This is a genomic window from Undibacterium sp. SXout7W, from assembly GCF_049339385.1.
In the GTDB taxonomy this organism is placed as follows: domain Bacteria; phylum Pseudomonadota; class Gammaproteobacteria; order Burkholderiales; family Burkholderiaceae_D; genus Undibacterium.
The window spans coordinates 111,733-134,742 of sequence record NZ_JBMPPF010000015.1 but is presented as its reverse complement, the minus strand read 5'-3'; the positions used below and the strand labels follow the sequence as shown (position 1 = coordinate 134,742).

Sequence of the window (23,010 nt, the reverse complement as noted above, 5' to 3'; positions counted from 1 at the left end):
CGTCGGCGCCTTGGCACGGGAGGAACTGCATTCAGATTCATAATGTACATGTACCCAGTTATTACGTGGACACTATGTTCTATAAATCCGGAGCGCGGTTCAAGACGACTTTACCGGGTGCTTACGACGCGTCTGCCATGAAGGTGGTGTATCTGGCGATACAGCAAGCAGCAAAGAAATGGACCATGCCTATACAACACTGCGACAGGCATTGAATCGCTTTGATATAGAATTCGGTGAGCGCATCAACGCTCACCAATAGTTCCGGGAGAACTTACACAGATTTTTTTATAGGCTCAGGTGCTTGGTCAGTTCTGTATTGAGTGCCGTTTCCACCGTGAGCTTGAACAGCTCACGGGAGAATGTATTCAAATCAGCTTCGGTCTTGATATCTTTCGCCAACTCTTTGGTCAGAGCCTGCAGTTTGTTTCTTTCCATGGCGTTTATCGTCATTTTGGCTTTTCCCCATTATCGGGGGTTCATTGGCCAGAATGACTTACACACTTTTATTTGCAGGCTTCTTTAGAGCGGTGTTGGATAGTCGCACTCTTATTTCACAACTTATTGTTGCGGTAATACAATCGCGATTATTTGTCAGTACATCGAACAGCAGCAACGACATCCGCGCTGTTCATTCTCTCCCTGAATGAAAAGCATTTCCGTGCTTTCTTTTAAACCTGACCAGCACGCGCGGTGCCATTTTCGCCGGAATACGGGTCTTGTTTCAATTTTTCACCTGCCTCGAGTTCTCTTTTATATTCCAGTACGTTCTTCACATAACCATTACTTCCAGCACCATCGACGTTTCCGGTATTGTAATAACGTAAACCTAGTTCCACGCTGCCTTGTGCTGCAATACAACCTTTAACATGGAAACCACCTGCAACCAAATTATCGCGAGCATTATGTGCTACATCTAAATTTTCAGCCTCTTTGCCTGTTGCCTCTTTAATTTTTGCCCTATCGTCAGCACTCAGATGGGGAACAATATCGCGAAGCCAGCGTTCTTTGCCAATTTGGAGCAAACCATAATCAGTAGTTCCGTCCGCATTCGTGGTGTGAGTGTCTAAATTTCCACGAGATTCAGCCCAAATTTGAGCACCCAACAAATTAGGATCTAATCCAGTTGCTTTTGCCGCAGCAGCAATGTCTGCATTCCATTTACCCACCTCTGGATTTGCTGCAATTGCCGCGTCCGAGAGACCGCCAGTTGTGGATGATGGTGATGGTGATGGTGATGGTGATGGTGATGGTGATGGTGATGGTGATGGTGATGGTGATGGTGATGGTGATGGTGATGGTGATGGTGATGGTGATGGTGATGGTGATGGTGATGGTGATGGTGATGATGAGCCAGAATTATTTCCCAAACCACTCGTAAACATTTGCAATAACATTTGCAACAACATCAGTATGCATTGCAAGACCATATTCAACATGGAATCTTGGCCTGTACTTGGACTTGAAATATCCGTCTGGTCAGAAGATGTCAGAGTCTTGGTAGTACTCTGAATATCACTACTAGCAACACTGGTCTGACCAGGAATGGTAGGTTGGGGCAGCTTTGATACTTGATACAGATAGCTATCAGTTCCAAAGCCACTATTAGAAGAGTACGAATTATTAGATGGTATGTTAGACATAATATAAAACTCCGCTGATATAACTTAAGAAACCTCTGTTAAGTTCAAATTCGTCAAATTAATTCTCGAAAAATCAATTAGTTACGAATAGTGAGCCAGACTTAATCAGAGGTTCCTTAATGTAGTTACATTAAAAATAAATGCTCAACATCATTACGGTAAACAAAGCATGGGAAGCGACTTTATTCCCTCGTCGCATATAGTTACGTGAATTGGCGTAGAATCAACATGATATTAAAAATGAGATGATGCAGCACATATCGGTCAATACGATCAGCGTATGCTCTGGCCGTATTGCCGAGACTCCCCACAAAAAGAGCAAAGGGAATAACTCCCCTGATCCGTGGAATCATAAATTTTCCAGGTTCCGTACTCACTCTATGTAGCCGAAACCGTTTTCTGATTGCCTTTGTATCCATCACAATGTTATCAACATGCATGAGGCACTCTCCTTTTTGTCTATACGATTTAATGCTTCGATGCTTTGCATTCTGAACAGCAATATAAAGAAAAATTAGCACCCTCCCCGAATTCTATTTTCGGTTTCCTTAGTCCAATATTTTCGGCGTAGCTGAGCATCAGCATCATACAAAAAGAGCAGTGTTTATCAGCTTACTTATGAGTGTAAGCAACTAATAAATAGTTCCATTTTTATGTCAATATTTTTTTTACCCACTTCCATCATGTCCCCTCAAAACTGAAGAATAAAACGCCTTTCATTCATCTCTAATTTCCCAGATCTCACTCAAAATAAAAAGAACTCTTTGTCGGCTTTTTTAAAACCTGATTTTTTCTTTTGTGATGCAAACCAGATCTCCCAAACTAGCGGCCTGGATTAATTATCATGTGATGAATCTGGGTAAACAGTTTCCCGGAATTCCGCTAACTTATTATGCGTATTATTAAAATAAGCTTGTGTTTTATCCGGAACAAGAGCGATGAAAGGCAGATCAACATTTTTGATCTCAGGAGTGCCCTATTTATCGTTGTGATGTACCATGTCTTCACTCTGGTAGCTTTTTCCTACAATTTTTTTGCCTTAAATTTTCCACAAATGATACTCAAACGAGGTGTTATGTTCCCTTTTTCTGAATCGTCAAACTCCCTGAATTTTTTATATGATTCACAGAATTGATGTGCGCCAGGCACTCACCACCTATCCTCGCCTTTGGGAGGGAAGTTGGCTGACGAAGGAAATACATCCCATAAATCATCATCACCAGTTGTGGTAAAACGACACCAGTTTTTTACTGTCTGGCAGAGGAATCATGATATGTACTAGGTGGTTCTCCGTAATTTTCCAGCTCTACGGTACGGTCAGTCTGTCTGTTGCTGACCATTTCGCTCACCACTGCATAAACGTGTGCAACGGCTTCATAGCTCGATTTAGGAACGACCGCATTGGTACGACAAGTGGCATATAGAGTGCGTGCCAGCCAGACGTGGCGAATTACCGGAATGCCAGACTCTTTAGCAGTTGCGATCATCGCCTGCGCTATTTCATCTTTCCCCTTAGCTAACACAATAGGCACCGGTGTCGTGCTGTCAAAAAGCATCGCTACCGCAAAGTGCGTAGGGTTAACTACAACGGCATTCGCTTTCTGTGTTTGTGATGTCGGTCCTTCCATGGCGAACTGTCTTGCCAGTTGCTTGCGCATCCCCTTGATCATAGGATCACCTTCAGATTCTTTGTGTTCCTTCTTGATTTCTTCCATATCCATATTGAGCGATTTCGCATGCAGATATTTTTGTAGAGCAAAATCAAGTACCGCAATCACAATGAATAGGCCTGCTACAACATGAAAAATCAGACGAACCAATTCAAAAAAACCAAAATAAATATCTTTAGGACTCCCTCCGGCAAACTGCAGGATGGTACCTAACTGGCTTCTGATCAGAATATATGTGATCAGACTAATGACCACAGCCTTCAGCAGGGACAGCAACAATTCACCCAGTTTTTTCTTTGAAAATAACTGTTTCAAGCCATTCACAGGATCAATTTTGTCGAACTTGGGTGTCACCATATCAGGAGCCAGCAGCACGCCAAACTGCCCCCAGTAGGCGACCATCGCCATTACAATACACAGCAGAAAAAAAGCCCCGAATACCAGGAACAACAGCATACCCGCGGCATGCAGCATTTCTGCCAGCGCGACAGGAAAAGGTTCATTGAGACGATTTGTTGACAGTGTGATTAAGGATAAAAGACTTTGCCGCCAAAGAGGTTCCGTAATAAACGCAAATTCCATGACAGAGACCAGCATAATCAAACGGGCAAGATCACGGCTAACGGCAACCTGCCCTTTTTTTCGGGCATCGTCTAGTTTCTTATCGGTAGGTTTTTCATTCTTTTCATCACTCACGATACAGCCTCCAGCTCAGTATTTTCACAAGTGATGCGTTAAGGTTTTGGTGCTGCTTGTAACAAGCTGGCAGAGAAATCCAGAATATGGGCAAAATCTTCTGCCACATAATGTGAAAACGTAGGCCAATAAATCAGCAAAATAAACATACCGACCAGACTCTTAATCGGAGAAGAAACCGACGAAATCTGTAAAGTAGAAGCGAACACGCCGAGCAGGGCAAACGTCAGATCAATCAGCAATAATGGCATCAGGACTGGGCCGCCGTACACAACAATATGCCAGAACAATTCGGCAAACCGCTTCAGCAGCACTTCGAGATGGCCCGGTTCAAATGGTGGCGTTAAACTAAAAGCAGGCCATGTACCATAACTTTCCATCATAATGCGTGCCAGCATTACAAAAAGACCGGATTCAATCATGACCAGAACAACTGCCTGTATCAGCATAGCTCCCAGCGCACTGGCATCTCTGTCGATAGATGCACTATTGGCTGGAATCTGAATCGGAGAGCGCTGAGTATCAAGGATATTACCAACGGATTCTGCTGCCCACATCGGGATTGACATGACCACACCGAGTAGCAAACCTATGGCGGCTTCCTTGACGCATAATAGTCCTGCCATGAAATAGTCAGGCGGTGTTTCCTGCACAAAAAAATAGGTAGGTAATGCAGCCGGTAATGCAATTGCGATAGCAACTCCATTACGCATGATACCCGTCAGACTGCGCATACTGAACCCCGGCAAAATCGACAGACACACCAGTGCTCTGGGTGTGATCAGTGCGATCGTCACCAGGACAGTTTGAATATCTACAAGTAACGATGGATGCATGCTGGTGGACTCAAACATGTAAATGGATGAAAATTAGCGACCAATATTCGGCAACATCACAAAAGCAAGATTAAACAATTGCATCAGTTCTTGCCCGAACCAGCGCCCCAAACCTGCCAAGGTAAGTGCTACTGCGATCAGTTTGACTACGTATGGTAATGTTTGATCCTGAATCTGCGTGATCGCCTGTACCAGCGACACGACCACGCCGCAAACAGTTGCTATCAGCAATGGCGGTGCAGACATCACAATGGCCAACCATAGGCCTTGCTGGAAGTAATGCAGTGTTTCATTTAACATGATTTCTCCGGTTCATGCATAAGACATGGCAAGTGCATTGAGCAGTTTTCCCCAACCATCAATCATCACAAACAGCAACAACTTCAGTGGAATAGTAATGGTCTGCGGACTCACTTGCTGCATGCCTAGTGCCATCAATAAATTTGAGAGCAATAAATCAATGACAACGAATGGGATATAAATCAGAAACCCGATCTCATAACCAGTCTGCAATTCTGAAACAACAAAAGCAGGAATCAGTATCAAGGTATCAGTTGGCTTCGCATCCTTGGCAACATCTTTTGGCCATAATTTTTTGGCCGATGCAAAAAAAATGTCACGTTGCTCAGGGTGGCTGTACTTCAGCATAAAAGTACGCAAAGGCTCAAATGTCTCGCGTGCCTGAGTTAGTATTTCACCGGTTTTTGAATTTCCTGCTTTCGGATCGATATGCATCGCCCGATTGCCAATTTCCTGTATCGTAGGAGCCATCACGAACACGCTCATGGCAAGTGCAATACCATAAATTGCCAGTGTTGGCGGCACTTGCTGAACACCGATTGCATTACGCAATACCAGAAGCACCAGTGAAATTTTCAGAAATGATGTAGTGATGACGATAATTAACGGTACCAGCGACAGTAGTGCAAGTAAAACTGCAAATGACACTACATCATATTGGCCGCTCATTGCTCTGCTCCCCAGTGCGTGATACGTATGCCAAGCTGACCATTCACCTCCACTGCTTCACCGCGTCCCAGTATGTGTTTTCCCGAGACAATGGACAGAAAAGCGGAAGATCCTCCATCAAGTAGAACCACTGTGCCAATGCCGATGTTACGTAATTCCTTGAATGATAAATTCGCCTTGCCCAGCTCGAAAGACAGTTCTACCGGTAACGAATCGAGAGCTGCTCCAGCATCATCCTGATGAGACGAGACAATCTTTGACGACCCATCATCCTGATAGTGATCCTGCATAGTGTCCATATCAGATTCCTGTAAATCCATGTTGCCCTCCAAAGCGGTAATAATGATTGCGGAAGGTGCCTCATAACGCACACGCGCTATCAACGTCCCCCAACGAATATTCCCCTCTCCATTGCACATGAAGTTAGGGTGACTCGGCAAAATAATGTCACCAGCGGACAGCGTTGCCAAAATATGTGCCGGCATAGTGTGGCGTGCAAGCGGAACTACGATCTGCGATTGCAGTTCAGCATATGTAGAAAGCGGCCGGTGTGCATGTTCCCATGATGTCTGATCAATAAAGTGGAGCCACGCAGCTGCATTGGCGCGCGCTGTCGTCGAAAACGTGTGAGAACCGGATTGCAACGTAACACGCAACACCGACAAATCGTCAGTATCATGTCTACCAGTAAAAGCCAGCTGCCTCACGCAAGCCAGTGGAGTGTCACGCAGATGTCCCAGCAATGCGGCCTGTAACCAGGTCCAGCGTGTCGCATTTGCATTGCGCTCCGCGCTAATGTCGATGCCAGTGAGGCCACGTAAAAAACGGGAGCCTTGCGCAAATTCGATAGTGCCGAATGATCCATTGACCCACACCGGATCAAACCAGTCAGATACTGAATTTTCTTGATCTGATACCAACTGCAGTGACAATACTGCATTGCTATCAGAATGATCGTGCATAGTCTGGCACCCACGACCAACCAACCTCGATAAACGTACCTGATCCAATGTCAGAGTGGCTGTCGCCAGATCAATAACACGAGATGAATCAGCGTAAGCGTTGTCAAGATGAATTGTCGAATCAACGGAAAAGTCTTTTAAATCAAACATAAAGTTTGCTGAGCCTCAAGAGTGATCGTCATGATGTTGACGACAATGCCAGTCGACCAGTCATACGAACTGGCATCTTTAACGTGATGCTACAGAATTGCAATGTTCACGCTACGTCCCATACGTTGCTTGAGAGTGCCTTCCAGTTCCATATGTTGTTTCTGTAAACGTTGGCGCAGCTTGTCACTGGATGGACTGAGGAGAAAACCAACCCCGCTGGCCCGTATATCGACAGCTACTCCCAACGATTCTCCTCCGGGTAGCTGCACTTCGAAAATGCCGTTATCCGTCATATGTGCCAACTCATCGGTCAAAGCCATATCACTTACCGTCGTAGAAAATTCAGCCATAACAAATGCTGTATCACTTAAACTCATGGAATGCTGGCTGGAAGAATCTTCCCCTGATAGATCCTGATGCACCTGATGTCTATGAACAGATAAGAGGTTGTTATCTCCGTCTTCAGAGTCGTCGTCATCATTTTCTTCCGGCTCCTGACCTGGGCGATGCCCAACAGTATCTGAAGACGAGTTATTTACCATTGTTTTGGTATCAACCGGCTTAGACAATGTCCGTAATGCTCTGACTTCGGATGTCGTGACTGTCGGCCTGGGAATGAAGGGTTGTGCTACAGTTGAAGATGTCAGTACGACTGATCCGTATTCTGCCTGCGGAGAATTGATGAGACGTATATTCGTCATATCACTGCTCCTGCTCTGCATTTAAGAGCAATAACTCATCACGCAATATCTTCATTTTTTCATGTTGACGGCTGGCTTCAGAAACATCACGGCATGCATCAAAATACTTGCTGCGACAAGCTTTACAAGGCTGCACTGCCGTCCGGCATTCAAGGTGCAACTGAGATGCTTGCTCTTTCATGCGCAAATATACTGCTTTGGCATGCCGGAACTCGCCACTTGTTGTGGTCATTTTAAAAAAATCGGATCGTGCCTTTTGCCAGAAATCTTGTGCGGCTTCAACCGCCTCACGCCATTGCTCCTTCAATTTACGCAGCTCCTGGCGTGATTCACGCCACTTAGTTCTGGCTTCAATACGTTCGCGCTCTGAGCGGTCAATACGTTGCTTACGTACCAGAATCAGCTTGTCCAGGCGCTTATCCTGCTTTCTAGGCTCCAGAACATCAATCACTTCTCGCTTGATTCCAGACCTTCCTCCTCGTGATGTGATGGCATTCAGATTCATGATGACAAGTCTTTAAGAATATTCGTTGTTTGCTCAAATGGCACAGAAGCGTGTGTATCCTGGCGCAAAAAATTCAATTGCGCTGAGCGTAACCTGACTGCTTTGTCCGCAAGCGGATCCGCACCAGCTTTATACTCGCCCAGACGAATCAACAGTTCCATTTCCTGATAACAAGACAACATCTCCCGGAAATGCGATGCATGCTTACGTTGCTCAGGGACAGTCACATTACTCATCACACGGCTAATACTGGCAAGAACATCAATCGCCGGATAATGTCCCTGTTCAGCCAGTTTACGCGTCAACACGATATGACCATCAAGCAATGATTTTGCCTCGTCTCCGATTGGATCGGAGGTAGACTCGCCATCGACCAGGACGGTATACATGGCACTAATAGATCCCTCTACTGTATTGCCAGCACGTTCAATCAGGCGTGGCAACATCGTATAGACTGAGGGGGTAAAGCCGCCACGTGCCGGTGGCTCACCGGCAGCAAGACCGATTTCACGCTGCGCCCGTGCAAACCGGGTCAGAGAATCGACCAGGAGCAAAACACGCTTACCACGTGCACGAAATGCTTCAGCAATGGCAGTTGCTGTAAAAGCAGCACGAGCACGCTCCATTGAAGTTCGGTCGGAGGTCGCACAAACAATGATAGTTTTTCTGACCAGTTCATCATCCAGCTCATGCTGCAAAAATTCATTCAACTCGCGTCCGCGCTCTCCGATCAGACCAAAAACGATCACATCCGCATCACAGCCACGTGCAATCGATGCCATCAGGGTCGTTTTTCCACAACCTGGTCCTGCAAACACGCCAATACGCTGCCCTTGCCCCATAGTCAACAAACCATCAATCGCCCGCACTCCGGTTGGCAATGCCGTATTAATACGCGGCCGGTCAATCGCCTTGGGAGCCTCACGTATCACAGGAACCGTATCTCGCCAGGTTGACACCACTTCGTGCGCTGCCGGAGCACGGAATTGAAAACGACCAAAGCCATCCAGTACTGAACCAAAAAGATGATCCCCAACTTCCACCGAATGTGCCCTGCGCAACGGCTCAATGATGGTACGGTTAGAAACACCTTCGAGTGGACTCAACGCAGATAAGATAGCCGCACGATCCGTAAAACCAACCACTTCTGCCAGCATATGTTTGTCTGGCTGTACTGGATTAATGAGATGGCACAGTTCACCAATCTCTACTGGCGGCATATGTGCCTCAATTAATGTCCCCAATACCTGAGAGACCTTGCCGTTAATATACAAACCCGGCTTTTTCGGTAAACAGCTTAACCATTGTGGTACCCGTAAGCGTATCGGTGCCAATACGGTTTCTATCGCCTCAGTAGTGTTGGCCATGCGCATCACCAGTTCATCTCAATCTTACGTTTTCCGGCGAAAGTCAGATGATTTTCCTGAATGGCCAGCAGACGCACACCACGATATTCCTCACCAACAAACATGCGCTGCCCATCCTGCGTCACAATGTTGGGGTTTGTTCCCGAAATCACCTGAATGACTTTGAATGGCAACATCCCTTCGCTCTTGACGATTTTGGCATGTACCGGAAAGTCGATTTGATATTGCGCCATAAATTTTTGCAATATTTTATCGAAACGCTTTGTTTCTTCTTCATCCAGATCAGCCTGCATTTGCCAGTAGCGATCTTCCAGAGTCATATCAAACTGTCGCAATAAATCTGCGTCAGCCAGTCGCTTTCGAAAAACTTTACGCAAAGCATCCGGTGTCAATCCTGCTGGCTTTTCAGCATTTTTCTTAGTATCTGCGTCGGATTCATCTGCCAGCTCTGGTGTCTGCTTGGCAGACTGCTCATTCATTAATCGCGACACTCCGGATTTAGGATCAGAGAGATTGGAGAGTTTCGACAAACCTGACAATGCAGTCCTGTCCGTCATCGCATAGGTTGCCGCAGCAGACAGCACCACCGTAGTCACCATTGCACCGATGACAATGCGCCGGCCGAAAAACCTGCGTTTTGGTTTTACATGCTCCTGAACAGCCGCTCTGTGCTCCTCAATATCAGCAGGAGATATCTCAATATTCAGAGACTCACTATTTTCCTGAACAGACTCTTCTGCATCCATAAACTGCTCACTGACTAAGGGAAGGTCTTCCGGTACAGGAGGCACATCAGGCCAAGGCTCTCCCTCTGACTGGATGACAATCCAAATATCCCCAATCCGGACAAATTCGCCAGGTTGTAAATCAATGAAAGTTTTATGTTCGTTGGTCTCTGCATCAAAAATCTGTCCATCTCTGGCACTGAGCAACCAACCATTTTCCGTCTTCGAAAGTGTCGCATGAAGCGTCTGCACACAGGTATCAACAAGTACCACATCAGCTTCGTCACTCGCACCTATCGTGTGGGTTTCATCATAGAGCGGCAAAGTAGCACCGCGATGTAATCCACTCAATATGCGTAATTCATACATGTTAACTCTCCTGGCAAAATTTGGTTTTGTACAGGTGAGTAACATCTGCCATCGCTCAGTTCCACAATGATGACTGACTTAATTTTTATACTGAGCAACAGAAAAATTCAGTGCGTTTTATTAAACAGTTAAAAAAAATGGAACCACTAGCTCATCCTATGTTACTTAATTTTGACGAACGATATAGGACATTAGTCGTTCGTTCAGACGATGAAATTCATTACTTTAATTACTTTCCAGGAAAACAATCATGGATGCGTATATACCTCCTGCCACGGCTATCAGTTACCAACCACCCACGCCACCTGCAAAACCACTCCCGAAACCCCTTCCTAATGATAAGCCAGACACGAATCAAACATATGTTGAAGGAAAGCCCATTCAAGAGCATGAAAATCATGATGATCATGTCTGATAATTGCTAATTTTGTTATCGGGGCTGTTATCCTGAAAATATACAATCCGATAACGCCAGAGCTATCAGTAATTTAATTATGAAAATAATGGAACTACTGCTCCATGCAATGTTACTAAAGTCTGACGATCGATATGTGATTTACGTCCTTCGTTGAGGAAACGAGCATCAACCATTTTGGTGATATCTGCTGTATTGATGTCGCTGCTTAAATAATCAATTCATTTAAAGGAAAAAGATCATGGCTACTGCACCTATCGGCCCTAAACCAGTTGGTTCTGATACAACTACTGAAAAGTATGTTCCACCTCCAAAAACGCCGAATCAACAACCAGCGGATATTAAATAAAAAGAAATGCCATTTGATAGTTTCTTTACTATCAAATTAATCCTTCATTAAAGTGCATTCTCAAATTCTCATCAGATGTTTGAGTTATGTTCAGAGAGGTCATTCTGTGCGCTACATTCAACAGAATGACCTCATCTATCATGCTTTTCATGATTCAATTCTTCCCTATTTCTCAGAAATACAATGTGTAGTGGTCAAGTATGTTCGGAAAGTCGGCATAAGTTGTTGGTTATTGAATGCGGCCATTTTCTGTTCATAGACACTGCCTACTCTTTCTATTTCTCCGCCAACCCTCGCTGCACCAATCACGACGAATGCAAACGCGAAATTGCCCATACAAAGACTGACATCGTTGCATAGAACGAGTTTATAAAAAGAGCAGTTATCCATCGCGAGGTGATTGACTACGCACCTGACATCATCCGGGATACGCCATGAGTAAATACATCTTGCAGCAATTGATGAAATACGCTCTACCAAGTCACGCTGATATCATCGACATTCGACACGTTTTCAAAAAATAAGGTATAAATTTTTCGATGTTGATGACGGCTGATACAACATTGTCCCGACAGACGTGGAAAGCGTTCTGTGAAGCGTTCTGTGATTAACAAGCATATGAACGATATCTAGCTTGGTGAGTACAGATACTTTGACACGTAGATGCTTTACATCAGCCCTGTGCTGACTTGTGATTTTGATGTGTTTTGATACGTTCAGAAGTGCTTCGGTTTAGTATGATCTGCACTTCACCATCGTCTGAAAATTTTCGGGAAATAGCATCATGGGTATTCAGAGGCTGTTGCGAAATGAAGATGGCTAGGCGTCGCCGACGCAGACAGTACTTCAGTACGTTCAGTACAATAAGGAGGCGCAACAACACCAGGTGAATTTCGCAATAGTCTCTAAATGAACATTCAACAAACATTCATTTGATGACATCATTTGGATGCATAAATGTTTTCTACAAACGTATCTGCGACCACCTGCCCTGTTTACACCATGTGAACAGGGCATGCGTCAAACTCAGACTACAATTCAGGTAAAAACTAGGTTACAACTCAATCATGCCAACTGGCTGCACCCTTGAATGCTGCGTCAGTTCGGAGAATGCAAATACCGGAACCGAGAAAAATTCTTCTTCAATCAATTTTCGTACCGAGCGGCGAATGTCTGCTGCCGTCACCAGTACCGGAGGTGCTGCAGGAGTGCCGCCTGTGCCAGATAACTCACCCAGGCGATCCAGAATACTCTGTTCAATTTCGGGATTCAGGTCAAGATAACTACCTTGATTGGTCTGACGAACGGCGTTACGTAACTGATCTTCCAACTCAGGCGACAACAGCACCACCTCAATCAAACCATTGCGGGCGACTTCGTGGCATAACTGCCGCTTCATGGCCAAGCGAACATAGTCTGCTACGACATCCGGATCACGCTCTTTTTGCGACCATTCCAACGTCGTTTCCAGCAATAACCTCGCATTACGCAGAGAAACCCCCTCCCGTGCCAAGCGCTGAATCACCTCCGTCAAACGTGGCAAAGTCACCACTTTAGCAATTTCTTTTCCCAGCTCAGGAAATTTTCGATCCGCCCAGCGGGTGAAACGCTGCACCTCATGCACACCGACGAACATCTGGCAATTACGCAGCATTTCGACTTCAATATCTGCGGCAAACACTGCCTCCCACAACATGAAACGCACTCCAGCTGCCCGCAGACGCTGTTCATCATCGCACTGAACCCAAACACGACGTCTCCGGGTACCCGCCAAATTGTCTTCAATCGCATGAAATCCCAGCTCTGTCATGCGCTCCACGGATTCTGTGGTAGCTGCCCAGCCGCCCCTGATTTCTACATCCACCAACGGTACTTCAGACATCAGGAAATGAATTCTTCCGGGTGGGATAGAGGGATGAAATTCAAAATCAATCGGCTGTAAATCAGGAATCCCTTTATGCTCTAAAATCCCGTTGCGCATAACACGTACTGCTTTCGAAATACGCTCCGCCCAACGCATATCGTCCGGTTTTTGCGACATACGTACAATAAAGGGACGTGTTGCTGCAAAAGTCGTCAGATCCACAATCTTGGCATTATTTTTTTCTTGTTCAGCCTGCTTCTTTTTCATCTCCTCTTCGACCTTAGGTCGAAGCAAACCGACAATACCGCTGATACCGAGCAACACTGCCAGGATGACAAAAACCACTGTCGGCATTCCGGGAATTATGCCAAAAATCAACATAATCACAGCCGCAGTTAACAGTGCTTTAGGTTCGGAGAACAATTCACCCACAATATCCTGACCAATATTGCTATGCTCTTCACCTTCTTTATGGTCGTCCTTGGTGACGCGGGTCGTGATCATACCTGCGGCGAGAGAAATCAACAGAGCAGGAATCTGCGCAATCAACGCGTCACCAATCGACAAGACAGAATAAAGGCGCATGGCATCTGCCGCTGGCATATCGTGTTGTAACACACCGATAGAAATACCACCAACCAGATTGACTGCTACAATGAAGATACCAGCGATTGCATCACCTTTAACGAACTTCATCGCACCATCCATCGCGCCGTGTAACTGACTTTCCCGACCAAGCTCCGATCGCTTGTTCTTCGCTTCGTCCGCGGTCAGAATACCCGCCCGCAAATCACTATCGATCGACATCTGCTTGCCTGGCATTGCATCCAGAGAGAAACGTGCAGCTACTTCCGACACACGTTCCGATCCCTTCGTGATCACAATAAACTGCACCACTGTCAAAATCAGAAATACAACCAGCCCCACAACAAGATTACCGCCGACCACAAAATTACCAAAAGTTTCCACAATATGACCGGCGTTGCCTTCCAACAGAATCTGACGTGTCGTCGATACCTCCAGCGCAAGCCTGAACAGAGTAGTCATCAAGAGCACAGCAGGGAAAGTAGAAAACGCCGTCGGGCCCGGCATATACATTGACACCACCACCATCAGTCCTGCTGCACACAAATTGATCGCAATCAGAATATCCAGCAGCCATACCGGCATTGGCAACACCAGCATCAATACGATGGAGATGACCACGGCAGCAGCCAGCAATTCGGCACGCTTCGACAGTTTGACAGCGATACCGTTGAATAACATTACCAGATTGTTCAACATAGCATTTCCTTTGTTTTACCAGCGCGACGTAACACCATATCAGCCCACTCTCTGCACTGCGCGGAGTACAAGACCTCCAACATTTTTTCATTTAGTGCATTTCCCATTTCGACGCTGGCAAACGCTGCCATGACGATGATGCGCTCATCATCCGGCCAGATGCAAAGACAGCCGCGTGCCAGTCGGTCAGCTCTCTCATATTGCGCCGTATTCAGATGTCCCCAGATTAACCCGATTGCAAGAATCAAATCGTCAGACTGTGTCACGCGTTGTGCACGCTTTATCATGATTTTTTCGCTCCTTCTGGTTTCATATGCAATTCTGCATCAGGGATACGCATTTGCTGGAATCGCAAATTCCATTGCACAAATGTTTCAACTTCATTGATAGAGCCCATCAGATCTGAGCGATTTTCTTCTTCCAGTGTCAGTGAATGCGCAATCATTGTTTTTTGTAACGCACGCATCCGTGGAATCGGGTCACCAATCCATGCCGGGCTGGCAAATGTCAGCGAAGGCCCCAGAAAACGCGTCAAAGGTTCAACTGTATTTTGCGGTATATCTGTAATGGAGGGTAAGGACGCTGCTAATTCCCCGGGTTGCAAATGGTTGCGCATAACAGGCGTTTTTTTCGCATTATTGACACCACCCAGATCATTAAAATCCGGTGTGTAGCCACCATTATTGCGACCAACTGAAGTTGAGCTCATGATATAAGCTCCTGCGCTATCATCAAATCCTCTTCTGTCAACACTGCCACATCGCTGGCCGGGTTAAAACCGTCAATTCTCCTGACCACATAAAAACTGCCATCCAGGAATAAAACCGGAAGCCAGACACCAAAGCGCGACATGTCCACTGAACGCTTTTGCAGTAATGATTCCGGATGCACGCGATACGCCAGATCAGCCCCAAAGCCCATACAAACAATCAGCCCAGTATTCACCGGATAGACCAGCAAACGTATTCCGCTCACCAGAACATGTGCAGCAACAATCTGATCGTTATGCGCTCTTCTTGCGAGTTGTATTAATAGCTGTTCCATCATCGCGCCCCGGTTATCACGTGATTCTGTTGGTCTTCCTCATCGTCCTGATTTGGCTGACTATCATGGCTATTGCCTCCGCCATGCTGCCCCTGCTTTGTTTTGCGATGCACTTTGCCACGCATAGCTTGTTCAAGCTGTTCTTCTTTTGTCAACGCTGCAGGAATTTCTCCAGATATTGCCAATGCCAGCGCACCTAGCTCATCCAACAGACTCATGCGTTGTAATGGCAATTCTTTTTTCCAGAAAATCATCGGAAATTTTTCGATAGTCTGGCGCGTCAACAGACACATTTGCATTTTCTGTAAAGCCGTCAAGCTTTGTATATCAGCCAGATGCACCATGAGATGATCGGCCTTGCCACGACCGTGTTCAGCCAGACTCAACAAGGCAATCGCCATTTCTGCCTGATTCGATTTAGTCATGACTCCTGCGTGTTCAGATAAGTTGCGCCGCAAATCACCTGCCAAAGCAAAGCCCGTTTGCACGATATTGAAACTGTTGGCATCAGTCAGCGACAGCCATAACTTTGGACCAGATTGCTTGGCCGGATTGTTACGAAAATCAGTCGACATTGTTGAACGAAGACTACTTAAAGCCTGGCTGAAGTTATTCTCTCCGAACTTAGCAACCAATGACTTTGCCAAATCAATTGCTGTCAGTCCCGACTCGGTTTTTCCCTTAGGTCCGGCACCATACATTGCCCGTAATTCCGAGAGCGAACCCGGTGGATGTTCAATATTGCTCTGAACTGCCAGTGACGACATTCGCCCCAATGCTGACTCAAATGCATTTTTATTGAGCAAACCAGTATGAATGACATCGCCATCTTTATTCATTAACTCATTCAACATACCATCCAGATCATTCGCCAGACGGCTCTTTTCAGCCTGACTAAAATCCGATTCATCTACCTTGGAACGCGTGTACTGCAACAATGCATAACGCTCAAGTGGGTCATAATTTTCAGACAGATGCTCGTCCATGACAGAGCGATCCCCACTTTGCAACGCCTCCAATAAATCAGAACCAGCAAGCTGAAGCTGCTCGCTGACATCAAAGTCATCAGGATTCATCACGTTAGTTGTTCTGCGTAAGGGCACACGCCGAGGCATCAGCATTTTTAAGCGTTCCTGCAGCGTCACTGGACGTTGTTTATGATGATGCCCGCGCGGCTTAACACCCGCACTTTCGTTAAATTCTGCCAGGCCGATCGTGTCGCCGGAATCAACGTGACCAATCAAATTCATTTGATTCGATTGCTGAGCAACGTTATTCGCCACAGCAATGTTACTGCTCACCGTCGAGCGAACAATTTCCGACAATGAATCAACATTAAGATAAGGTGTAAAGTTAAGATTGCTCATATTCAATATGTAACAATAGAGACCGGTTCCGTTCCATCTTGCACAGACGGCACACTCAATTTTCGTGGTAATGCCAGGCTGAGAAACATGTGCTCCTGTTGCCGCCATAAACCCTTTAACTGTCGGTAATCAGTGATTGCTTGCTGATGGCTACTGACTAAATTTTTGCTGTAGCTATGCAATTTGGACGCGACAAGATCAACATGGCTGCCACAGAAAATATGATCATAACGATCCAGTTCCGGCTCTGAAAATGAATGGCAGAACTCCGCAGCCATATGAGAGAACACACCAAAAGTATCAAACCGGCGTACTCTGTCATACTCCGGTATCATCACAGGCCGAATGACATCCATTTCCCAGTGTTTTGATTCAATCGCCAGCATACGGTCAGTCAGTTTTTTGACCGAAGGAATCATCAACAAACTCGTATGAAGTCGCCCTTCAGTAAAAGTGTCTGTATAACTGTCATAAAATGAAGGTAATTTCCGGCCTGCAACCAGATAATCCCCTTCCGGCAAAAGCACAGGTTCCCAAAACAACAAATCAGGATCAGCAAATACCAAAGGACGCTCACTGCCAACCTCTGCATGTAAAGTCTGCCGGATAAAGAAATGATGCGGAATCTGCTGTTCATATTGAATAAACTCCGCACCGACAGCGAATGCCGATTCGCGTATAGAAGAACGGACAACTGGATGACTGGCATTATCAACCACCAGCACCTTTGCATCAGGAAACCCCACTCTTAAGGTCTTAAAGGTCAGCAAAGTGCCGTACAAATTGTCGGGATTAAAACAAAAAGTCAAAATGACGACCAGGGGGGGAGGGCTTATATTCATCCGTAGCTTTCGGTCAGATAGTCAGATAGTCAATCGGTGTATCCAGCGTATTATCAAAATTCGCTCTGTTGAACAAATAGATATTCGTTGTTGAGTGGCAAACTATCGGATATGCGTTCCATTTATTCTTTTCATTTATAGGACTCACGAAAAACCGCCCCAGCGGCGTGGTGGCTCCTGGTCGTACAAGCACGTACTGCCTTCCTCGCCATGCCTTGCTGGAACAATTTTGCGTCAGTCCTGATTTATTCGCTCTGTTCGTTAATCAGATGAATGAGAGAGAAAGATAGCTTCCCATCAGGAACCTTCTCCTTTGCGACTCCACTCAATGAAGTAATCATTGCCTGGCCGTCAGTCAGCAATACTGCATAAAAAAACATTTCACAAAAAGGAGCGGAAAAGTGAACCAAGCGATATCTCAACAGCTACTGAATAACGAACAAGAAAAGACTTTTTTGCATGTCGGCTGCGGACGAACAAGTAAGCCAGAAGCAGGGCCTGGGTTTCAATCCCGGCAATGGCGCGAACTACGGCTTGACATCGACCCTGACGTCAAGCCAGACATTATTGGCAGCATGACGGATATGTCCGCATTGGAGGATGGCAGCGTTGATGCAGTATTTTCTTCACACAATATCGAACATCTTTATCCACATGAAGTTCCGGTCGCACTCAAAGAATTCATTCGTGTTCTGAAGCCTGATGGTTTTGCTGTCATCACTTGTCCGGATTTGCAATCCACAGCAGAAATGATAGTCAGTGGGAAACTGCTGGAACCGGCCTATGTCAATCCCGTAAAAGGGGCATTATGGCCAGTATGTCCAATTGATATTTTCTACGGACACCGTGCTTCCATCGCAGCCGGCCAGCCTTACATGGCGCATCACTGTGGCTTCACGCTTGACATCATGCTTGCCACACTCAAAGAGGCAGGATTTCCTGCCGTTGCTGGTGGTCTGCGACGCGGAATCTTCGATATGTGGGTAATTGCCTGCAAAGAACCATTAGATGACCATACCCTGTTCCAACGCGCCGAACAGCACTTTCCATTCGTCAATGAACCAGCATTTGTCATGGATCCGCTGGTCAGTGGCAGTAAACAAACACCACTGTGGAGTTCTTCTGAAACCAGGCAAACAGCTCTGATCACAGAATTGATGAAAGAATCAACAGCGATCAATCACACTGCATAATAAAAAATATCGTTTGCGCCTCGCGGTGCAAACGATATTGTGAGTGAAACAAAAAAATGCTTATCGTTAAAATTTCAAAGTAAGTTTTACATCAGTCATCATTCATATTCTGACCAATAAGAGCGTTAATAATGTTTAGGACTGACGCAAAATTGTTCCAGCAAGGCATGGCGACGAAGGCAGTACGCTTGTACGACAAGGAGCCATAACGCCGTTGGGGCGGTTTTGCGTAAGTCCTAATGTTACCAAGTGATGCATGATGAACATTGCTCATTGCAGAAGTTGGTTCAGAGCCACCAGTAACGCGACCGCATTCACTGGTTTGTACAGTACTGGCAAACCAGTGGCCTGAATTTCCTGAATGCGCTCCTGAGTCGTATCACCAGTAATCATGAGAGCAGAAATGTCATGATTAAACTCGTCACGAAGCATCTGAATAACATCAAGACCATTTTCATTATGATGCAACTGATAATCACAGATCAACAGATCCGGCAAGCGTCGAATACCCCCTAACTTTCTGAGTGCCTCTTCGCCAGAAGTCGCTGTCATGACGATACACCCCCATTGCTCAATCAAGATTCGCATAGCATCAAGAATGCTTACTTCATCATCAATCACCACAACCATTTTATTTTGAAAAGATGGGCCATCAGCGACAGATGTACTTTCTGGGAGACTCTCCAGAGACCTACTTGCCGTCAGTGGAAAATCAATCGAGAAACGAGATCCCTCTCCCACTAACGACACCAATGTAACTGAAGTTCCCAGTAAGCGACTAAGCCGTTTCACGATCGCCAGACCCAGGCCAATACCTTTCGAACGATCACGGCACGAATTATTTAGTTGGCTAAATTCATCAAATATGGTTGTTTGCTGCTGCAAAGAAATGCCAATTCCTGTGTCTTGCACCGAAACACGCAACTTATCACCGCGCTCGCTACAACTGACAGTAACATTACCCGCATTGGTGTAACGCACAGCATTTGATACCAGGTTACGCAATATCTGCTCAGCGATTGAGAGATCAGTTTCAACCCAAGCAGTAGCCGGTAAAATATGCAACTCAATTCCCTTCGCCTTCGCTTGCGGCGCAAACTCAACCTCAAGTTGTGACAGCAACGGAGTCATAGGAAAGCGCTCAATCTGTGGTTGTACAACTTGTGCATCCAAGCGCGACAAATCAAGCAATGCCAGAAACATATCTTCCATAATATGCGCACATTGACTTACATTCGCTAAAACAGGGCGCGCCGACTCAGGCAATTCAAACATCGTCAATGCACCAAGATACAAATTAAGTGCATGCATTGGCTGCCGCAAGTCATGGCTGGCAACAGCTAAAAAGCGTGTCAGTTCGCTATGCTGCTCTTCTTGCATCTCCTTCGCACGCGCTAATTCTCGAAGAAAAAAGTAGGAGAGATTCGCAAACATCGCAAATACAATACTAAAATTAATATAACGCAATATCAACAGTGCGAACGGGTTAATGTATTCCAGTGATACAAAAGAATGAGCGGCAAAATCAAGACAAAGATAAAATGCCCAGAATAACGCAGTAATAGAAAATGCGCGTAGGCGGCTTGTCGTACTGAGAAATAGCGTAGGTACAAACATCAAAAGATAATAGTGAAACCCGCTGTCCCACCCAAGCATCATGCTGCCAAGCACCGCATGAGACAACACCTCAGTCCACACCAGTATCACAGCAAGTTGATTATGGCGGCGCATCAGCAAGGCATAGGCGATGGCGTACAACATCACACTCAGCACATTCACCCAGGCCATAATCGGCGATCCGAGCACATAAAATAAAACAAAAAACAGCACGTCAACAGCAATGGCAATTTCTATCGTCCGTCGCAACAAAGCCCAGACTCTTATTTTTTTACCCGCCAGCGAACGGTCCGTACCCGCTTTTCCGAAATGCTCTGTCATTATGTTGAATCGTTATTATGAAGGAAAAGGGTCAATACTACCTTCTGATGGAAAGCACGTCTTTGCTTCACCATATTACATCCCATAAACATGGTAGACGACCTGATTCACCATCAACTCATGGATAAGAAATTATCAGTAGAACGATTAATCAACCAGCAAACTAGGCAAGTCCCGCTGAACTAAATACAATAATGTCACAGAATGTATGAACATTCTGTGACATTAAGTCCAACAAAATAATTTAACAAAAAGTTAGAAAACTACTGCTAATCTCACTAATTCTAAAACGACTAATTAATGCAACTGCTTTTGTTTTCAATAATCAATTGATCATTTTTTTCCTACACTATTGGATAGTGCCATATAAAACAGCGGGCTATCATTTTTTGAAACAATATATGTCTGGTTTTGAGATGCATCAAAAAACGAAATCTGCCCGTTACCCAAATTCTTAATTTGAGTAGCATACTTCGCTATAAAAGCTTCAGCATCTGCTGAAGTTCGCATATCAGCACCATTTTGGGCTATATGATCCTTATCTTGGGTAGTTTCATGCTTGTTGTTTCCATTCCAGTTTACAGTATTTTTTGTAGGCATTTTTGATAATGCGCCTTGTAACGCATCATATAATTTAGGACTTACATCTTTACTGACTACATATGTTTTTTTCTGATCTTGATCATAAAATGCGATTAATCCTTCTTCTTTCATTGAAGGTGTCTGCTTAATATTTTTCGGATCAACAACATATTTAGCTATAAATTTATCAGCATCGTCACTTGTAGCCATATCAGCCCCATTTCGCTTGATATCACTATGTTTATCGCTCATGTAATCATATTTTTCCCACAATGTATATTTACTCCTACTGTTTTCATTGTCGGCGCCAAATGGCGTATTCTCAGTCATATGTAGATCCTTAAAATCCTTCTCGCTCATATCCCAAGTATCAGGATGACTCGCCGTATACCAAGTGTTAGCCACCTTAACGGCTTTTTCGTACTGCGCATGCTGATCATCATTTTTTGGGCTGTCAAAATAGGCTTTATTTCCAACTATCACCATACCCTTCTCCTCCACAATTGTACATGTCTTCATTCCATCCATATCCGCCATAGACGGAGAATCATTAGCATTAGCTATCTTTGGGGCAAAGCCAGTCTCATATCCCATCTCGTATGCCCATCCATCAAGAACTTCCTCTTGCTGATCTTTTGGTGTCACTTTGCGCATCGCTAAATCTACAGAAGCCTGTTCCTCATCAGTTAATGGTTTTGCAGGACCGTCGGGACCTCTTGCAATACCATTGCCATTAGCGTACGATGTAAAGTCATCCCGTTTCAGGTAACCTGAAAAATCCTTATTCGTCGTATTCCATAGTTTGTCGTCAGCATTAATCTTCGTCGCAGCTGCTTTGTAAGCAGATTTTTCAGCAGAAGACATACTGCCCCATGCCTTATCATCATCGGATAATGTCGATAACCTCAGCAGACCCGCCTGAGTGACTCCTTTCTTATTAGGACCACCTGGATCCATACTGACAAGTAAGTTCCATCCCGCATCATTATTAGCAAACGACTTCATTGCATCCGCTGTTGTTTTCGGTGCAGCTACCGGTGTTTCAGATTTAGGAAGTGCTCCTTTCTCTGCATACGCTTTAACGTTATCTCTGGTCATTCCTTTACCACCGTTACAGATGGTATCCAATACTCTTCGATCGTATCCAGCTAAATCTGCCGCATTTTTTATTGATTTAATATCATCCTTACTCATCTTACCCCATGCTGGGTCAGTTTCTGGTAAATGAGCTAGTTTAAACATACCATCCTCAGTCACTGTGCCATCACTAGTAGCACTTTGTTTAACAGCCATTTGCCATGCTGTGTCATTATTGGCAAATAAGTTCAATGCTTCAGTTTGGGTCTTCACAGGAGTAGCTAGAGACGTGGTTCCTGATGTTGGTACTTTGCCATTCGTTGCATAGTAAGTGCAGTTATCTTTGGTCATGCCGCCCGGAGCCGCTTTGAGTGCTGACAATGCTTGTGAATCTCCCACAACCTGCGTCGCAGCTTTGTTCGCTGCCTGAATATCTGCGCCGGTGACACCATATTGTGCCCC

20 protein-coding genes and 2 pseudogenes are annotated in these 23,010 nt (G+C 45.4%); 3 read left to right on the top strand and 19 right to left on the bottom strand.

Translation table 11 applies throughout. The features are described from left to right. Positions 1-125: 125 nt before the first annotated feature. A pseudogene (locus ACO0LB_RS14680) lies at positions 126-262 on the top strand (IS256 family transposase); the annotation flags it as partial. A 35-nt stretch (positions 263-297) separates the two neighbouring features. Here ACO0LB_RS14680 and ACO0LB_RS14675 read toward each other — a convergent pair. Beyond that, positions 298-438, bottom strand: a pseudogene (locus ACO0LB_RS14675) (IS256 family transposase); the annotation flags it as partial. 233 nt (positions 439-671) lie between these two features. Continuing rightward, complete coding sequence (locus ACO0LB_RS14670) at positions 672-1,169, bottom strand: hypothetical protein (protein ID WP_423050306.1); 498 nt, start codon at positions 1,167-1,169, stop codon at positions 672-674. Between the two features lie 17 nt (positions 1,170-1,186). Here ACO0LB_RS14670 and ACO0LB_RS14665 point away from each other — a divergent pair, with 17 nt between their 5' ends. After that, positions 1,187-1,381: a hypothetical protein gene (locus tag ACO0LB_RS14665; RefSeq protein WP_423050304.1), complete on the top strand. Its 195-nt coding sequence runs from the start codon at positions 1,187-1,189 to the stop codon at positions 1,379-1,381. A 1,509-nt stretch (positions 1,382-2,890) separates the two neighbouring features. Here the strand turns inward: ACO0LB_RS14665 and sctU are convergent. From sctU to ACO0LB_RS14590, 15 genes are all read right to left on the bottom strand, one after another. Then, a complete protein-coding gene (sctU, locus tag ACO0LB_RS14660) occupies positions 2,891-4,009 on the bottom strand; it encodes a type III secretion system export apparatus subunit SctU (protein WP_423050302.1) in 1,119 nt (372 codons plus the stop codon). 38 nt (positions 4,010-4,047) lie between these two features. Continuing rightward, positions 4,048-4,845 carry a type III secretion system export apparatus subunit SctT gene (gene sctT / locus ACO0LB_RS14655; RefSeq protein ID WP_423050300.1) on the bottom strand — a complete coding sequence of 266 codons (798 nt, stop codon included), beginning with the start codon at positions 4,843-4,845 and terminating at the stop codon, positions 4,048-4,050. A gap of 33 nt (positions 4,846-4,878) precedes the next feature. Beyond that, complete coding sequence (gene sctS, locus ACO0LB_RS14650; RefSeq protein ID WP_423050297.1) at positions 4,879-5,145, bottom strand: type III secretion system export apparatus subunit SctS; 267 nt, start codon at positions 5,143-5,145, stop codon at positions 4,879-4,881. Between the two features lie 12 nt (positions 5,146-5,157). Next, positions 5,158-5,814 carry a type III secretion system export apparatus subunit SctR gene (gene sctR, locus ACO0LB_RS14645; RefSeq protein WP_423050295.1) on the bottom strand — a complete coding sequence of 219 codons (657 nt, stop codon included), beginning with the start codon at positions 5,812-5,814 and terminating at the stop codon, positions 5,158-5,160. Next, positions 5,811-6,926 (bottom strand): FliM/FliN family flagellar motor switch protein, encoded by a 1,116-nt coding sequence (locus tag ACO0LB_RS14640; protein ID WP_423050293.1) that lies wholly within the window; start codon positions 6,924-6,926, stop codon positions 5,811-5,813. Before ACO0LB_RS14640 ends, sctR begins: the two co-directional genes overlap by 4 nt. Positions 6,927-7,015: 89 nt before the next feature. Next, complete coding sequence (locus tag ACO0LB_RS14635; protein ID WP_423050291.1) at positions 7,016-7,627, bottom strand: hypothetical protein; 612 nt, start codon at positions 7,625-7,627, stop codon at positions 7,016-7,018. Between the two features lies 1 nt (position 7,628). After that, the gene (locus ACO0LB_RS14630) at positions 7,629-8,132 is read right to left on the bottom strand and encodes a hypothetical protein (protein ID WP_423050289.1); all 504 of its coding nucleotides are present in this window, start codon (positions 8,130-8,132) and stop codon (positions 7,629-7,631) included. Continuing rightward, positions 8,129-9,499 carry a FliI/YscN family ATPase gene (locus ACO0LB_RS14625; RefSeq protein WP_423050287.1) on the bottom strand — a complete coding sequence of 457 codons (1,371 nt, stop codon included), beginning with the start codon at positions 9,497-9,499 and terminating at the stop codon, positions 8,129-8,131. Before ACO0LB_RS14625 ends, ACO0LB_RS14630 begins: the two co-directional genes overlap by 4 nt. A 5-nt stretch (positions 9,500-9,504) precedes the next feature. Continuing rightward, positions 9,505-10,593: an FHA domain-containing protein gene (locus tag ACO0LB_RS14620; protein WP_423050285.1), complete on the bottom strand. Its 1,089-nt coding sequence runs from the start codon at positions 10,591-10,593 to the stop codon at positions 9,505-9,507. Between the two features lie 1,818 nt (positions 10,594-12,411). Continuing rightward, entirely contained in the window at positions 12,412-14,505 is a 2,094-nt protein-coding gene (gene sctV / locus ACO0LB_RS14615; RefSeq protein WP_423050283.1) for a type III secretion system export apparatus subunit SctV, read from the bottom strand. Further along, positions 14,499-14,792: a hypothetical protein gene (locus ACO0LB_RS14610; protein ID WP_423050281.1), complete on the bottom strand. Its 294-nt coding sequence runs from the start codon at positions 14,790-14,792 to the stop codon at positions 14,499-14,501. The genes sctV and ACO0LB_RS14610 overlap by 7 nt, the downstream gene beginning before the upstream one ends. Next, the gene (locus ACO0LB_RS14605) at positions 14,789-15,214 is read right to left on the bottom strand and encodes a hypothetical protein (protein WP_423050279.1); all 426 of its coding nucleotides are present in this window, start codon (positions 15,212-15,214) and stop codon (positions 14,789-14,791) included. Before ACO0LB_RS14605 ends, ACO0LB_RS14610 begins: the two co-directional genes overlap by 4 nt. Continuing rightward, positions 15,211-15,552 (bottom strand): hypothetical protein, encoded by a 342-nt coding sequence (locus tag ACO0LB_RS14600; protein ID WP_423050277.1) that lies wholly within the window; start codon positions 15,550-15,552, stop codon positions 15,211-15,213. Before ACO0LB_RS14600 ends, ACO0LB_RS14605 begins: the two co-directional genes overlap by 4 nt. Next, positions 15,549-16,916, bottom strand: coding sequence for a hypothetical protein (locus ACO0LB_RS14595; protein ID WP_423050275.1), 1,368 nt, complete (start codon positions 16,914-16,916; stop codon positions 15,549-15,551). The genes ACO0LB_RS14600 and ACO0LB_RS14595 overlap by 4 nt, the downstream gene beginning before the upstream one ends. Positions 16,917-16,918: 2 nt before the next feature. Next, positions 16,919-17,758, bottom strand: a complete 840-nt coding sequence (locus tag ACO0LB_RS14590) for a hypothetical protein (RefSeq protein ID WP_423050273.1) — start codon at positions 17,756-17,758, stop codon at positions 16,919-16,921. Between the two features lie 401 nt (positions 17,759-18,159). Between ACO0LB_RS14590 and ACO0LB_RS14585 the strand changes: the two genes are divergently transcribed. Then, entirely contained in the window at positions 18,160-18,951 is a 792-nt protein-coding gene (locus ACO0LB_RS14585; protein ID WP_423050271.1) for a class I SAM-dependent methyltransferase, read from the top strand. Between the two features lie 270 nt (positions 18,952-19,221). On the opposite strand, the gene ACO0LB_RS14580 is transcribed toward ACO0LB_RS14585, so the two are convergent. Together ACO0LB_RS14580 and ACO0LB_RS14575 are read right to left on the bottom strand one after the other, a co-directional pair. Continuing rightward, the gene (locus tag ACO0LB_RS14580; protein ID WP_423050269.1) at positions 19,222-20,889 is read right to left on the bottom strand and encodes a hybrid sensor histidine kinase/response regulator; all 1,668 of its coding nucleotides are present in this window, start codon (positions 20,887-20,889) and stop codon (positions 19,222-19,224) included. A gap of 333 nt (positions 20,890-21,222) precedes the next feature. Next, on the bottom strand, positions 21,223-22,929 hold the full coding sequence (locus ACO0LB_RS14575; RefSeq protein ID WP_423050267.1) for a hypothetical protein: 1,707 nt from the start codon (positions 22,927-22,929) through the stop codon (positions 21,223-21,225). Positions 22,930-23,010: the final 81 nt, after the last annotated feature.

Bases quoted from the DNA above. Each gene is read 5' to 3' on its own strand.
- ACO0LB_RS14600 (WP_423050277.1), bottom strand. From the start codon at position 15,552: ATGATGGAACAGCTATTAATACAACTCGCAAGAAGAGCGCATAACGAT.
- ACO0LB_RS14620 (WP_423050285.1), bottom strand. From the start codon at position 10,593: ATGTATGAATTACGCATATTGAGTGGATTACATCGCGGTGCTACTTTG.
- ACO0LB_RS14595 (WP_423050275.1), bottom strand. From the start codon at position 16,916: ATGAGCAATCTTAACTTTACACCTTATCTTAATGTTGATTCATTGTCG.
- ACO0LB_RS14635 (WP_423050291.1), bottom strand. From the start codon at position 7,627: ATGACGAATATACGTCTCATCAATTCTCCGCAGGCAGAATACGGATCA.
- ACO0LB_RS14610 (WP_423050281.1), bottom strand. From the start codon at position 14,792: ATGATAAAGCGTGCACAACGCGTGACACAGTCTGACGATTTGATTCTT.
- ACO0LB_RS14630 (WP_423050289.1), bottom strand. From the start codon at position 8,132: ATGAATCTGAATGCCATCACATCACGAGGAGGAAGGTCTGGAATCAAG.
- ACO0LB_RS14625 (WP_423050287.1), bottom strand. From the start codon at position 9,499: ATGGCCAACACTACTGAGGCGATAGAAACCGTATTGGCACCGATACGC.
- ACO0LB_RS14640 (WP_423050293.1), bottom strand. From the start codon at position 6,926: ATGTTTGATTTAAAAGACTTTTCCGTTGATTCGACAATTCATCTTGAC.
- sctT (WP_423050300.1), bottom strand. From the start codon at position 4,845: ATGCATCCATCGTTACTTGTAGATATTCAAACTGTCCTGGTGACGATC.
- sctR (WP_423050295.1), bottom strand. From the start codon at position 5,814: ATGAGCGGCCAATATGATGTAGTGTCATTTGCAGTTTTACTTGCACTA.
- ACO0LB_RS14590 (WP_423050273.1), bottom strand. From the start codon at position 17,758: ATGAATATAAGCCCTCCCCCCCTGGTCGTCATTTTGACTTTTTGTTTT.
- ACO0LB_RS14605 (WP_423050279.1), bottom strand. From the start codon at position 15,214: ATGAGCTCAACTTCAGTTGGTCGCAATAATGGTGGCTACACACCGGAT.
- ACO0LB_RS14580 (WP_423050269.1), bottom strand. From the start codon at position 20,889: ATGACAGAGCATTTCGGAAAAGCGGGTACGGACCGTTCGCTGGCGGGT.
- sctS (WP_423050297.1), bottom strand. From the start codon at position 5,145: ATGTTAAATGAAACACTGCATTACTTCCAGCAAGGCCTATGGTTGGCC.
- sctV (WP_423050283.1), bottom strand. From the start codon at position 14,505: ATGTTGAACAATCTGGTAATGTTATTCAACGGTATCGCTGTCAAACTG.